The sequence below is a fragment of the Dyadobacter sp. HNCC25DJ184 genome, assembly GCF_056895215.1.
Map to the genome: position 1 here is coordinate 1 of NZ_JBXHAQ010000015.1, position 13,648 is coordinate 13,648.

Annotated in this window: 12 protein-coding genes; 5 read left to right on the forward strand and 7 right to left on the reverse strand. The window is 43.3% G+C overall.

The genetic code is table 11. The features are described 5' to 3' along the window. The coding region (locus AC1XUD_RS20370) for a T9SS type A sorting domain-containing protein (RefSeq protein WP_483362865.1) at window positions 1–1,058 on the forward strand (1,058 nt) is incomplete at its 5' end. A 48-nt stretch (window positions 1,059–1,106) separates the two neighbouring features. On the opposite strand, the gene AC1XUD_RS20375 is transcribed toward AC1XUD_RS20370, so the two are convergent. Continuing rightward, window positions 1,107–1,640 carry a hypothetical protein gene (locus AC1XUD_RS20375; RefSeq protein WP_483362866.1) on the reverse strand — a complete coding sequence of 178 codons (534 nt, stop codon included), beginning with the start codon at window positions 1,638–1,640 and terminating at the stop codon, window positions 1,107–1,109. 211 nt (window positions 1,641–1,851) lie between these two features. Between AC1XUD_RS20375 and AC1XUD_RS20380 the strand changes: the two genes are divergently transcribed. Together AC1XUD_RS20380 and AC1XUD_RS20385 are read left to right on the forward strand one after the other, a co-directional pair. Further along, a complete protein-coding gene (locus AC1XUD_RS20380; protein ID WP_483362867.1) occupies window positions 1,852–3,279 on the forward strand; it encodes a glycoside hydrolase family 125 protein in 1,428 nt (475 codons plus the stop codon). A gap of 283 nt (window positions 3,280–3,562) precedes the next feature. Continuing rightward, window positions 3,563–4,210, forward strand: a complete 648-nt coding sequence (locus tag AC1XUD_RS20385; protein WP_483362868.1) for a 3-keto-disaccharide hydrolase — start codon at window positions 3,563–3,565, stop codon at window positions 4,208–4,210. A 128-nt stretch (window positions 4,211–4,338) separates the two neighbouring features. On the opposite strand, the gene AC1XUD_RS20390 is transcribed toward AC1XUD_RS20385, so the two are convergent. Both AC1XUD_RS20390 and AC1XUD_RS20395 read right to left on the reverse strand, forming a co-directional pair. After that, entirely contained in the window at window positions 4,339–5,163 is an 825-nt protein-coding gene (locus AC1XUD_RS20390) for a sugar phosphate isomerase/epimerase family protein (protein ID WP_483362869.1), read from the reverse strand. A gap of 255 nt (window positions 5,164–5,418) precedes the next feature. Further along, entirely contained in the window at window positions 5,419–5,847 is a 429-nt protein-coding gene (locus AC1XUD_RS20395; RefSeq protein WP_483362870.1) for an META domain-containing protein, read from the reverse strand. A 312-nt stretch (window positions 5,848–6,159) separates the two neighbouring features. On the opposite strand from AC1XUD_RS20395, the gene AC1XUD_RS20400 reads away from it, so the two are divergent. Next, the gene (locus AC1XUD_RS20400; RefSeq protein ID WP_483362871.1) at window positions 6,160–7,023 is read left to right on the forward strand and encodes an AraC family transcriptional regulator; all 864 of its coding nucleotides are present in this window, start codon (window positions 6,160–6,162) and stop codon (window positions 7,021–7,023) included. Between the two features lie 203 nt (window positions 7,024–7,226). Here the strand turns inward: AC1XUD_RS20400 and AC1XUD_RS20405 are convergent, their stop codons facing one another. The 4 genes from AC1XUD_RS20405 to uxuA form a co-directional block, all read right to left on the reverse strand. Continuing rightward, window positions 7,227–8,675, reverse strand: a complete 1,449-nt coding sequence (locus AC1XUD_RS20405; protein WP_483362872.1) for a Gfo/Idh/MocA family protein — start codon at window positions 8,673–8,675, stop codon at window positions 7,227–7,229. A gap of 172 nt (window positions 8,676–8,847) precedes the next feature. Beyond that, on the reverse strand, window positions 8,848–9,681 hold the full coding sequence (locus tag AC1XUD_RS20410) for a ThuA domain-containing protein (RefSeq protein ID WP_483362873.1): 834 nt from the start codon (window positions 9,679–9,681) through the stop codon (window positions 8,848–8,850). 35 nt (window positions 9,682–9,716) lie between these two features. Then, the gene (locus tag AC1XUD_RS20415; RefSeq protein ID WP_483362874.1) at window positions 9,717–10,505 is read right to left on the reverse strand and encodes an SDR family NAD(P)-dependent oxidoreductase; all 789 of its coding nucleotides are present in this window, start codon (window positions 10,503–10,505) and stop codon (window positions 9,717–9,719) included. A 142-nt stretch (window positions 10,506–10,647) separates the two neighbouring features. Next, window positions 10,648–11,847 (reverse strand): mannonate dehydratase, encoded by a 1,200-nt coding sequence (uxuA, locus tag AC1XUD_RS20420; protein ID WP_483362875.1) that lies wholly within the window; start codon window positions 11,845–11,847, stop codon window positions 10,648–10,650. A gap of 447 nt (window positions 11,848–12,294) precedes the next feature. Between uxuA and AC1XUD_RS20425 the strand changes: the two genes are divergently transcribed. Then, complete coding sequence (locus tag AC1XUD_RS20425; RefSeq protein WP_483362876.1) at window positions 12,295–13,314, forward strand: LacI family DNA-binding transcriptional regulator; 1,020 nt, start codon at window positions 12,295–12,297, stop codon at window positions 13,312–13,314. Window positions 13,315–13,648: the final 334 nt, after the last annotated feature.

Consider the following 13,648-nt stretch of genomic DNA (forward strand, 5'->3'; position numbering starts at 1 on the left):
GTTGGCAAATAGACAATATTAAAATTTCCGGAACCAACTATTCGATTCCAATAGGAGACGCTGTCTTAACAGTTCCAGATCAACAGTTTCTCGGGCCAAACCAAACAGTTTCCTTCTACGACCCCGAAACCAAAGCAATCCTGGCAAAAATCAAAAACCTCACCGATCACGATTACGGCTGTACTTCAGTTGAAATTGATCGTGCAGGCGATGGTACTTCAGAATGGATTGGTTACAATATCGCCGATAAAACTTTACGGGTCATTCCTTCTAATCCTGATCCGGCTGGGAAATACGAAATCACGTTGTACTACACTGCCGCTGAACTGGGAGATTTTGCATCTGATATTACTTCCATGGGAAAAAGTGAGGGCGGAATTGGAGTGGGTGACGCCAGTTCGTCAACTGCAGTTCCTGTTACTGTTTCAAAATATAATGATGACTATGCCTTTACCGCAACATTTGATACCGGTTTTTCGGGCTTCGGTCTTTCTGACGCTCCTCCCGGAACTTCGCTTCCTGTAAAACTGCTGAGCTTTGAAGGAAAAAATACAATCGAAGGAAATATGCTCCACTGGGTAACTACCGAGGAAGTTAATAATGATTATTTCGCAGTTGAACGGTCATATGACGCTAGGAAATTTGCAGAGATAAGCAGTGTGCCAGCTTTGACTGTCTTGTCCAATACCAATAACTACTATTTCACAGACGATGATTTTACATCAGTAAAAAGCTATTACAGATTAAAGCAGTTTGACAAGGATGGCAAATATGGGTATTCGAAAACGATTGCGATCACATCGGAAAATATGGCGAAAGCGAAGCTATATCCAAATCCTGCGCAGTCATCGGTAACGATTGAGTTGCCAAACTCCAAGTTGAAATCAGCCAACGTCACGATAGTGAATATGGTTGGAACAGATGTTTATAAAAAACAGAATGTGTCGCTTAAAGAAGGGAGGTTCTCGCAGGATATTGGCAAGTTGCAACCGGGAGTTTATCAGGTTGTCGTTTCTGGTGGGGAGTCTAGCTACACTTTTCCAATCGTAAAGCAATAGTTCAAAATTTGGGATCGTTTCGGAGCGCTGTTTCTGAAACGATCCTTTTTACATTTTACTTACATCCTTCAGCCAGTTGTAAATCTCCACTGCGTTTGGGTCGCTGTTCAGTCGGCCTGTGGTTCCAATATTTTCAAAAATAAGAACAGGTTCATATATAGCTCGTTGCGCATTGAAACGATAAGCATAATAGGTTTTCGAAACAGGATCGGCCTCTGATAACTGTACTTTGGAAAAATTACTTTCGGTTATATTCGCGATTTTCGAGATATAGTTCTTTAATTCAGCTGAATCAATTTTCTTTCCAGAGAGCACCGTCTGATCAATATTTGATTTCATATTCGCAATTGAAATCTGATCCATTATAGTATCCACACTTATCCAGGTTTCCGGATTGGTATATTGCCGGATGTTTCCTTCCGCGTCGATCAAAAAACCTTCGTACTTATGCTCCCATGCGTGGGTTTCCGTGACGACCTCAAAATACACTTCCTGACCCTCGTCCTTAACTATATTGTTATCCGAACAACCTGCCAGCAAGGCAAAAATCAGATATAGGTGAAGTTTGGGTAAGTGTCTCATTGCCAATTTGTTTAAGGGTATATAAATTTAAATAATCAATTGCTGATTATTGATAGCCAAGCATTGGTATTAAGATCCCAGATGAAAATAAAGCCATAAGCAGGCTTAGATACCAGCGAATGATATCTCCATTCAATCAGTCCATCAGGCAAATTTTGTTAACTTGCTTTTTTAAATTTTTTAATAAGTACTAATCCCGGACCCAAATCAGATGCATAGACGAGATTTTATAAAAACGAGTACACTTACTGCGGTCGGAGCTGCCACTTCCGGTTGGGCATTTTCCCAAACTTCAAATGCCGACTTTCCGGTAGTTCGCACAGCTTTGAAAGATCGGAGTTTTACGAGCGAGGCGGTTGAAAGTACGATCGCCAGGATGAAGAAAAAAATCAAGGATCCGGAGCTCGGCTGGATGTTTGAAAATTGTTTTCCGAATACCATCGATACCACGGTTCACTACAAAGTGATTGATAATAAACCTGATACATTTGTTATCACGGGCGATATCGATGCGATGTGGCTGCGAGACAGTTCTGCGCAGGTATGGCCTTATCTGGCTCTTTTGAAGGAGGATCAAAAATTGCAGGATATAGTGGCTGGCCTGATCAACCGTCAGACCAAATGTATACTGATTGATCCATATGCAAACGCATTTTATGACCGTCCGAAAGAAAGCGAGTGGACAACGGATCATACAAAAATGCAGCCCATGCTTCACGAACGTAAGTGGGAGTTGGACTCGCTTTGTTATACCATTCGTCTGGCATATCATTATTGGAAAATTACTGGTGACACAACTCCTTTTGACGCAGATTGGCTGAAAGCTGCTGAATTGATTTTAAAAACCTGCAGAGAACAGCAGCGCAAGGAAAATCGTGGACCCTATAGATTTGGCCGTACTACTGCCTGGTCGACTGACACGGTGCCGGGCAATGGATATGGCAACCCAATCAAACCAGTTGGGTTGATTGCCAGTACTTTCCGCCCCTCCGATGACGCGGCGATATATCCGTTTTTTGTCCCATCCAACTTCTTCGCGGTGGTGTCGTTCAGGCAGATTGCGGAGATATTGGAAAAGACGGGCAAATCGGCAAACCTGGCTGCTGAGTTTAAGGCTTTGGCAAATGAAGTGGAAGCTGCATTGAAGAAGTATGCGGTATATCCCCATCCGGTTTTTGGGAAGATATATGCTTTTGAAGTGGATGGTTTTGGTAATTATTTGCTGATGGACGACGCAGGAATACCAGGATTGATCAGTATGCCATATCTTGGAGCAGTTTCTGTAAAAGATCCGATCTACGTTAATACCAGAAAATTTGTGATAAGCGATTCTAATCCATATTTTTTCAAAGGAAAAGCCGGTGAAGGTTTGGGTAGTCCGCATACCCTGATTGATCAGATATGGCCGATGGGAATCATCGCCAGAGCGATCACTTCAACAGACGAAAAGGAGATAGCAGAGCAGTTGAAACTGTTAAAAGCGACTCATAATAATACGGGCTTTATGCATGAATCCTTTGATAAAGATGACCCTTCGAAATTTACCCGCAAGTGGTTTGCATGGGTCAATACGCTGTTTGGAGAATTGATGTTAAAACTGGAACAGGAAAAACCGGGTTTACTATCCAAAACTTACTAACTGACTGAATAGCTATCATTTGAAAATGGGAGTGAGTTGCACATCTGAGTGTGGCTGACGCCCATTTTTTTATAAGATATCCTCCAAATTCGGCGCGGCGACTGTAGAGACATATCGCAAGAAACTGATGCAAAAACTAGGCGGTTAATCAACAATCTTTATGATGAGATATGCAATATTCTTGCGATGGCGGTCGATGATATGCCACTAGTCATGTAAATGAGTAGAAATCCTCCAATCCCGCATTATCCCAATAGTTAAAACATCCAATTTCATACGGGATATGCACAAGAAAGTATACAGATCCATCTTTGCCATTTTCGGTATAATAGCATTTAGTACATCGACGCTTTTTGCCCAGACTCAGGAGGTTTCTCTTTTTGATGGCAAAACCTTAAATGGTTGGAAAACCGTTAATGCATCGCAGCAGAGCTGGTGGTCGGTTGCGGACAGTATGATTATCTGTGGAGATGAAAAGAAGCCGATACCAGAAAACTCATATCTCCGAACAGAAAAAGAATATAAGGATTTTGAATTCAGGTGTTTATTCAAACTCACGGGCGACCCTGCTACCGGTTTTATTAACTCCGGAATCCAGTATCGATCTGTATTGGACGGCGATAAGATAATCGGATATCAGGCGGATATTGGCGAAGGATATTGGGGCAATATCTATGACGAACACAGGCGCGAAAAGTTGACAGAACTCCAACTAAAAACCCTGAACAAGGTGATTCGAAAGAATGACTGGAATACCTACATTATTCGCTGCAAGGGCAATCATCATGAGCTATATATCAATGGCGTGAAAACCGCGGACTATTACGAAAAAGATGCATCTATTCCTGACAAAGGCGTGATCGCCGTTCAGATCCACGGCGGCGGGAAAGCCAGGGTGGCTTTTAGAGATCTGGTAATTACGGAGCTTTAATACTGACTCTCAACGGTCGGCTACCGGCAATGGATCAGATTCCGGTAGCCACGCGTTTCTGTAGAATCCGGACTGTAGACTCTAGGTTTCAGGATAGTAAGGATAACCGATAGCTGACTGCCGATGGCCTATATATTGGCTTTGATAAACTGCAGTCCGTCGCGCATCAATTGTTCTTCGGAATCAAACATTTTCCGCCAGATGTTGGCGACAGCAAGTTTTGGGCTAAAAGCTTCAATACTCAGCCACCCGTCATAGTTAATATCTTTGATGGCCTTAAAGACGCCTTCCCAATCCACGTTTCCTTTTCCCGGCGTAGATCTGTCGTTTTCTGAAAGTTGGATAAATGATATTCTGTCACCAGCTTTCCGGATCGTATCACCGATATTTTTTTCTTCGATATTGGCATGAAAGGTGTCGAACATAATCTTGCAGTTCGGGTGGTTGACGTCGTCCACAAAACGAATTAGCTCGTCACCGCAGCTGGTCAGATATAGCTCGAAACGGTTCAGGTATTCAATGCCCAGCGTGATATCCAGTGATTCGGCATAATCTGCTACTTCTCTGATACCGTCAACGGCGCGGTTCCATTCGTCCTCCGTCGCCGGTTCTCCGGTAAAAACGCCAAGAGCAGAGTGATAAGGCCCCATCAGTTTTGTTGCTCCGAGAACTAATGAGCAGTCCAGACAACTTTTCAAATGGTCGATCGTGGCGCGCTGCATTTTGGGATCGTGACTGATCAAATGCTTATCCGGGCCGCATATCGTGTCGGTTTCGCATTCAAGGCCAAGTTCATCCAGCTTCTGACGAAATTTGAACCAATGTTCAGGATTTGTATTGAAAATCGGAACTTCCACGCCGTCAAATCCAATGCTTTTGATAAGTTCCAAAGTTGGAAAAAGGCTGTCGTCAATTTTATCTCCCCAAAGGAGAAGATTCATACTATATTTCATGTGTAACTATTTGTCTCTTTTAGGTCTGATGGAAATCGGCGGGAGCATATCGATAGGTGTCAACGAACAGCCAGCTTATTTAATCATTTACCGATTTTTTTAGAATACAATTTTACACTAACATAGTACAAATTACTTTACCTGTTTTGATTAGTTGTGAATGTATTTTGACGGCGGGAATGTTTTTCAGGCGGGTGCGATGTTAATATTTAGAAATTTGCAGTCAAATTGTGTTTTGCTCGTTCAGCAATTATTTTACTTCCTGCCCCTGCTGAAAACAAGCTGATTGCCTGAGTCATAAAACAATATCAAACGATTTGGCTTAAGCTCGTAAAGGTTTATTTCCGGCAAAGCATTTACAAACAGCTCGCCCCATTTTGTCTCAGCCCGATCTGTGCCGCCACCACCAATTTGAATCGTATTTTGCTGTGAAACCTCGTAAAAACCGGTGATAAAATTATTCGAAGAAGTAGCTTCCAGTTCGCCTTTGTCTTTAAAATTGAGCGTAACCTCATATGGCGCTTTGTAGGGAACAGGCTTCGCGACCGTATCATTTTCCTGAACGATATAGTCCAGGTTCCACAAACCAGTGAGTTCCAGGTTACTTTGAATCGGAGCTGACTGGCGGCACGAGACTGCCACGAGGAGCAGGCAAATGCCTAAGAGATAGTTTATACTTTTCATATGACGAGTGGGGGTTATAGTAGAGATTTTAAATTGCAATCAACTTTTCAATAGACAATACCTGCCTCTCACGAGCTGACATCGATGATTTTTTATCAATAAAAATCTAATCCAATGCTGTTGATTTTGATGAAGTGGTTTATTGATAACGTCGTTTTTGGCTGTTTGGTTTATCCTGTCCGCAACTAATTTCCTTGTTGCCTCTTGCTCAGTACATCAAAAAAACTTTTCTTTTGACCATTATATATGGCTGAATATTGACTTGTGTGTTTTTAATTTGAGGATATTAGGGTCAATATATCGTTATAAAGTATGAAAGCGCCAATACATAAAAATGTTGAAAGCCAGGTGCATACCATTACTGTTCAGGAGCTTAGAGAGCCGCACTTTGATGCTAACTGGCATTTTCACCCGCATTACCAACTTTTCACGGTTTTAGAGGGTACTGGAAAAAGATTTATAGGCGATTCGATACATACTTTTGAGCCGGGGGATACCGTATTTCTTGGACCCGATATTCCACATTTGTGGAGAAGCGACGCCGCATATTTTTCAGGAAATGCGGAGCTTTATACACACGGAATTGTCCTATATTTTCAAGAAGATTTTCTTGGGAAGGAGTTTCTGGAAAAACCTGAAATGCTGGCCTTAAAACAGTTGCTGATTGAATCCAAACGCGGTATTGTTTACAAAGGAAAGGCCAGAGAACATATCCGCGAGGAACTGCATTCACTGCTTCATATGGAGGGTTTTCAGCGAATTTTGAAATTACTTACGCTACTGGATCGCCTTGCCCATGAGCCGGATGGAACGCCCATCGCGAGTTATGGATATGTAAATACTTATAAAGTCTCTGAAACAGAAAGAATGCAAAAAGTGCACAATCACGTGCTGCAGCATTTTGCGCAGGAAATCAGGTTGAAAGATGTAGCGTCTCTTGCAGGAATGAGTGAAGCAGCATTCTGTCGCTATTTTAAAGCTCGCGCTAACAAAACCTTCATTGATTTTGTGAACGAAATCAGGGTGGGGCATGCCTGCAAATTGTTATTGGAAGATCAGTGGACCATTGCTCAGATCGCATATGACAGCGGTTTTGATTCGCTCTCCAATTTCAACCGAAATTTCAGGAAATATATAGGACATACGCCTAGGGAGTATAAGGGGAATTATGGGTAATTGGCAATGTGAGAACGTGAGAATGCGGGAATGAGTGGCTCGGATTAGTTTTTTTTGGCGTGAGACAGTATGAAAAAGAGTTTCACCAGGCTCTTTCGAACTTCGCGAAACTCTTTTTTTATTTTTTTATGAAAACTCTTTCTGGCAATATTGCCTGAAGTATCCAGATCAACTAACCCCTAAAAGCTAACAGCTAAAAGCCGTCACCCCTTCACCTTGCTTGTTCCATATATGCCGCGTTGAGGGCGTGAGAGCGTTGCGTTGGCTTCGTCGTCTTTAATAAATTTCTCTTTTTTAGGATCCCATTTCAGCTTGCGAGGTATCTTCATGGCTGTGTGAGCAAGCAGGCAGGCAGTACATGACCGTTGTGCAATTTCTGCATGACTGATGGTTTCTTTGCCGTTTTGGATACACTCCAGCCAGTTCTGGTGTTGCTCAGGACTTTCGTATAAATGAATTTCATCCGGCCCGATTACGGAGCCCAATATTTTCTTGTCACTTGCATAGAAGGCTTTATTCTCCGCAGCAGCATCCGCCGCTCCGGGATCCGACGCCGTAACTCCCACGTTGCCGCGAGAAACAAATATCCAGCCATCGGTACCTTCGAATTTCACACCGTTCGGGTTGGTTCCGCCTATTTCCATTTCAACTCCGTTGGCATATTTGGCATTCACGAGGAAGTCTCCATGAACATTCCAAAGGCCAGATCCAGGCGCCGGGAAGGTGGCTTTTCCCTCAATCTCGATTGGGCCTGTCAATTCGGTATCCATTCCCCAATGGGCAATATCGATATGGTGAGAGCCCCAGCCAGTAATCATCCCTGCTCCGAATTGCTCTAAACGCAACCAACCCGGACGATCGTTGATATCGGTTTGAGAATGAACGCGATCCAAAGTATAGTATACTTCCGGTGTCGAGCCCAGCCACATATCATAATTCAGATTAGAAGGCACAGGCATTTGCGCAACGTTTCCGCCAGCCGGATCACCTGGAAGGCCAACATATACTTTTTTCAGTTTTCCAATACGGCCATTACGAACCAGTTCGCAAGTTCTTTTAAACTGAGGCCAAGGGTTCACCGACCGCTGCTGACTACCCAACTGAAACTTTATACCCTTCTTCTTGATCATATCGGCCATCATTCGTCCTTCCGTTATAGTCAGCGAAGTCGGCTTTTGCATATATACGTGCTTGCCTGCAACTGCGGCCTCCATAGCTGGCTGCGCATGCCAATGGTCTGGCGTACTGATGATTACGGCGTCGATATCTTTTCTTGCCAAAATCTCGTGATAGTCGTCGTAAGTCTTTACATCCAGATAATTCTCTTTTCCGGTGCGTTTTGCATACTGCCCTTCAATCCACTTTTTGCCATATGCCAATCGGTTTTTATCAAGATCAGCTACGGCGATTACGTTGGCCACTTCGTTTTTAAGGATTTCCGGTAAATCGTGGCTCGATCCGATTCTTCCGAATCCAATCTGTCCGATATTGATCTTGTTGCTTGGCGCATTTTTGCCAAACACAGAAGACGGCACGATGCTCGGGAACATGGAAGCCGCAATAATCCCCGCAGTTCCGGTGGCTGCTTTTTTCAGGAAGGAGCGCCTGTCCTCAGAGGCCTTTTTCAACTTTTCATGAATGATATCTTGCATATAGCTCTTAGCTTTAAGGTGTTAGGTGTTAGTGTATTTAACTTTCTCGTTATGAGTTTATTGAATCTATTTTAGTGCTTTTGTAAAAAAAATGTATCCGTTGACCATAACCTGCGAATATTACGCGAGGTTGAACATCCTCCTTCGTCCTTTCCTTCTTTTTCCAAGTTACCTACTTCCTTACCGGCGTTTCAGGGCTTGTTGCATATGCTTTTTTATAATCCCTTGGCTTTTGTGAACCAATTGCAAATTCTATAGCACCCAAGATATGTTTTCTTAAATCCTCTTTTTCATAGTCTCCTTTTTCATGACCAAGTGAAGAATAGAAGGCGCGACCACCATCATATTCGTGCCACCAAACGCTTGGGAATACGGTTCCAAAAGTGTCCAGTGCTTTTCCTGCCGGCTTTTGAATAGTGGTATGGTCGTTTACCGCCAACACGTGCAGGTTTACTCCCATCTCTTTGATAAAGTAGAATTCGTCCTTGTCGCGAACCCACGTATCTCCCAAATGCGTCAACGAAGGGTTTGAGTGATCAAGAATATTTACAGAAAAACTTTGCCCTGGCTCATGCCAGAAAAAAGTACCTCCCAGCAAATCCTTAAACCATCTCCACTGACGTTCTGTGCCTGATGCTGAGTGCAAACCAACAAAGTTTCCACCTGCTTGGATATACCTCATAAATGCTACTTTTTGTGCATCTGTATCAAATACACCATTGTTGGTATTGGAGAAAACCAACGCGTCATATTGTTTCAGATTGTCGTCCGTGAAAACAGAAGGATCTTCACTTACGTCGACTTTAAATCCGTTTTGATCGCCTAGCGCTTTAATCGCAAGCACTGAATTGGCAATGTTGTCGTGTACAAAACCTTTGCCATTTTTAGTATAAACCAGAACTTTTACCTTGTTCCACTTGATCTTTTTCTGTGCAAAAGAGGATTGCGTTATACTCAAAGCAAAAACTAATAAAAGGACTTTAAAGAGGTTTCTGAAACTGGTCATAAGGTTTTAGGTAAAATGAAATATAAATTGCTGATTTAAAAGCCGATCGAATTACCGCCGTCGACAGGCAACGTCACTCCCGTGATGAATTTTGAGGCGGGCGATGCCAGAAAAACAGCTGCTGCGCCAACATCCTCCGGTTTTCCCCACTTACCCATAGGCGTTCTGTCCATCGCTTTATCACGTCGCGAAGGGTCGCCGTTCATGGCCGTCAGCATCATCGGCGTTTCGATAAAGCCTGGTGCGATGGCGTTAACCCGTACATTATAGGGTGCAAATTCTGTCGTCAAGGCCATCACCATTCCGCCCACCGCCGACTTGGACGCCGTATATGCCACCACACGATCGATACCATATAACGCCGCCATGGAGGTAATCATGATAATGGAGCCTGATTGTCTTGCAATCATACGCTTTCCACATTCCCGAGTCATCGAAAAAACGGCATGGAGGTTGGTTTGCACCACTTTATGAAAATCTTCATCCGTCACCTCGACCGCATGCTTTTTCATATTGATACCCGCATTGTTTACCAATATTTCAATTGGACCCTGCTCATTTTCGATTTTTGCAACAAGGTCAGGAATCGTGTTGAGTGCCGTTACATCGTTGGAATAGTAAGCAGTATTATGACCCAAAGTTTCCGCTGCCTCTCTCAAAACAGACTCTCTACGGCCTGTGATAACGACTTTGGCTCCTGCCGCTACCATGGCCTGTGCTATATAAAACCCGATTCCGCTTCCCCCTCCTGTAATAAGAGCCAGTTTCCCCGAAAGAGAAAAGTTGGAAAGGTCAGGAGTCGGATTTGTTAATTCTGATGACATGCGAAAATTGAATAGAATGGGTAAGTGTTTATTAATACAATTTATATATCCGGTTCAGGTTTTGTCAGGGAATTGTCGGGGACGCCAAGTCATTTGGATGTAATGATAGCAAACACTTCACTTAAAACTGGGGCTGACTTTTTTACAAAAGTTGCGATCGTTTGATAGCCATTTCTAAGCCACGCAGCTCGGCCAGTGCTTTTAAACGACCGATCGCGGAGTAACCCGGATAGGTCCGCTTCTGAAGATCGTCGAGCATTTGAAAACCATGATCCGGGCGCATCGGCAAAAGCTGATCATTATATCCAGCCACCTTCCGTTTATTTTCCTCCGTTAGAATTACTTTGATCACCTCATACATATCCACGTCTCCTTCCAGATGAGGCGCTTCGTGGAAATTTTTTGGATTCTCTTCCCGTTTTGTGGTTCGTAAATGGACAAAGTGAATACGCTCACCAAAGCGTTCGATCATTTGAACAAGATCATTATCAGGTCTCACGCCAAGTGAGCCGGTACAAAACGTAATGCCATTCGCCCGAACATCGCAGCAGTCCATGAGTTCGGCCAAATCATTTTCTGTACTTACCACACGCGGTAGACCGAGTAATGATTTTGGAGGGTCGTCGGGATGGATGCAAAGATTGATGCGCAGTTCCTGAGCTAACGGCGCAACTTGTTGTACGAAGTAAAATAAATTTTCCTTTAATTTCCTACTGTCTATATCGGCATATTGATCCAGTAAGCTCTGGAAAACAGGCAGAGCGAAAGCTTCTTCGGATCCTGGTAATCCCAATAAAACTGTATTGGTCAATTTGTCGATTTCCTCAGAAGTCATGTTGTCAAACCTCTGACGGGCAGCTACTTGAACTTCTGGCTCATAGTCGTTTTTAGCATTTTGTCTTTTCAGGATGAAGAGATCGAAAATGGCAAAGTCTTCCCATACGAAACGAATCGTGGTAGCACCGGAATTTAGAGGGTAATGCAAAGCTGTTCTAGACCAATCCAGAACGGGCATAAAGTTGTAGCAAACGGTTTTAATGCCACAGGCTGCCAGATTCCGCAAAGATTCCTGATAATTTCGAATATAGAAATCGCGATCAGGGAGGCCCTTTTTGATATGCTCATGGACCGGCAAACTTTCGACTACAAGCCAGTTGAGATTAGTATATCGATCATTACCGGCCTCAATTAGTCCAACGCGCTCCAGAATCGCATCTTTTGACCAGATTTCTCCTACAGGGATTTGATGTAAGGCACTTACAACACCTGTGCATCCTGCCTGAAGAATATCCATCAGGGAGACAGGGTCATTAGGGCCAAACCAGCGCATCGTATGAATCATATATATTGGCTTTGAGTGGTCGGCTTTTGGCAGTCAGCCTGGGACGATTATCTTTTGATTTTTGGTACAGAACCTATCAGCTACTTAAAGACGGAATAAATACTCCTTAATCCCTACAAGTTAAGCGTTTAAAGACAAATATATTTTGCAAGCACCTCACAATGAAGCGAAAATATGTTTAGAAAATTTAAAATTGCAATCGATTGCAATGACATTTAAAATTGAATAGTTCGCCGGATATTCGTCTATATTTGCAGCATGAAAAACCGCTGCTTTTACGCCTTGTAAAATTGCCACAATGTCACAAAGAAATTTAGGATTGAACTGGAAGGAATAGTGCCCTCTTCGTCTTCGAGTTCTTATGAAAAAATGAAAATACAGTTCGAGACAACCTTGTAACTGATTGACTGGGTAATCATTCGCAGCAACTCTGAAAACGAAGATTTTATGGAAAAGGAAGTTACTATTTACGATATCGCAAAGGTCATGAACCTGTCGGCCGCCACTGTCAGTCGGGCGTTGAATGATCATCCGGCGATCAATATTAGAACGCGGTTGGCAATATCTGCCAAAGCGGTTGAGTTGGGATATCGTTCCAACACTTTTGCCAGCAATCTTCGTAAAAAAAGCACGCATACGCTTGGGGTTGTGGTGCCCCGGCTCAATAGCAATTTCATGTCATCCGTTTTGGCAGGAATGGAAACAGTCGCGAATCAGGCGGGATATAATCTGTTGATCAGTCAGTCGCTGGAATCTTGTGAAAACGAGATCGCCAACATGCGGACCATGTACAATAGTCGTGTCGACGGGCTGATGGTTTCCGTGGCTTATGATACCCATTCATATGAGCATTTCGAAAGCTTTCAAAAAAGGCGAATTCCCGTTCTTTTCTTTGACAGAACTATTGAGCGTGACGGATTTTTGGGTATTGTAGTAGACAATCAAAAGGCGGGATATCAGCTGACCCGGCATCTTTTGGACCAGGGTTGTAGTAGGATCATGCATGTTGGAGGTAATATGGCGCGAAACGTTTATAGTGGACGGTTACAAGGATATCAGCAGGCATTGAGTGAGGCGGGAATTGAGCTGGATCCGTCGCTTCATCTCATCAATGATCTAAGTTCGGAAGCCGGTGCGGAGGTGGGTGTGCTGATAGCGGCAATGTCTGATCCGCCCGACGGGCTTTTTATAGCCAATGATATCTGCGCGGTAAGCTGTATGAAAGTATTGATAAAGAAAGGCTTTAATATTCCTGATGATATAGCAGTAGCCGGGTTTAATAACGATTTTGTTTCTGAAATCATTGAGCCCAATCTCACGACGATCAATTACCCCGGTCGCCAAATGGGCGAATTGGCCGTGACCACGTTGATCAACCACCTGACAGGGAAACAGGTCATTGATGTTACGAATACGATTATTATCGAGTCGGAGTTGTTGGTGAGAGGGTCGACGGTGAGGAATTAGCGAATTCACATATTGTCACTAGATATGACTACCTCTTGTTTAAACCATCCTCTTGATGATGTTTTTTGGAATTTCAAGAGCAAAAGTAAACGGCATAAATTGAGACTCCAGAAATAGCGCTGCCTGGTTTGGGCATAATTATGCTGTTTCTGAAGTCCAAAGTAGTTTGTTTGAAGGTTAGATATATGTTGGGCACAAGAAGTTATCATCAAGAAACCGGATGAATATATATTGTTTTATCACCAGGGAAACTGGTACCGCCATTATTAGGAAGCCTGAATGCGATAATTCGCTCCTTGCTGGTAAGTTTGAACAATCCAGCAGTTGCTGCTAT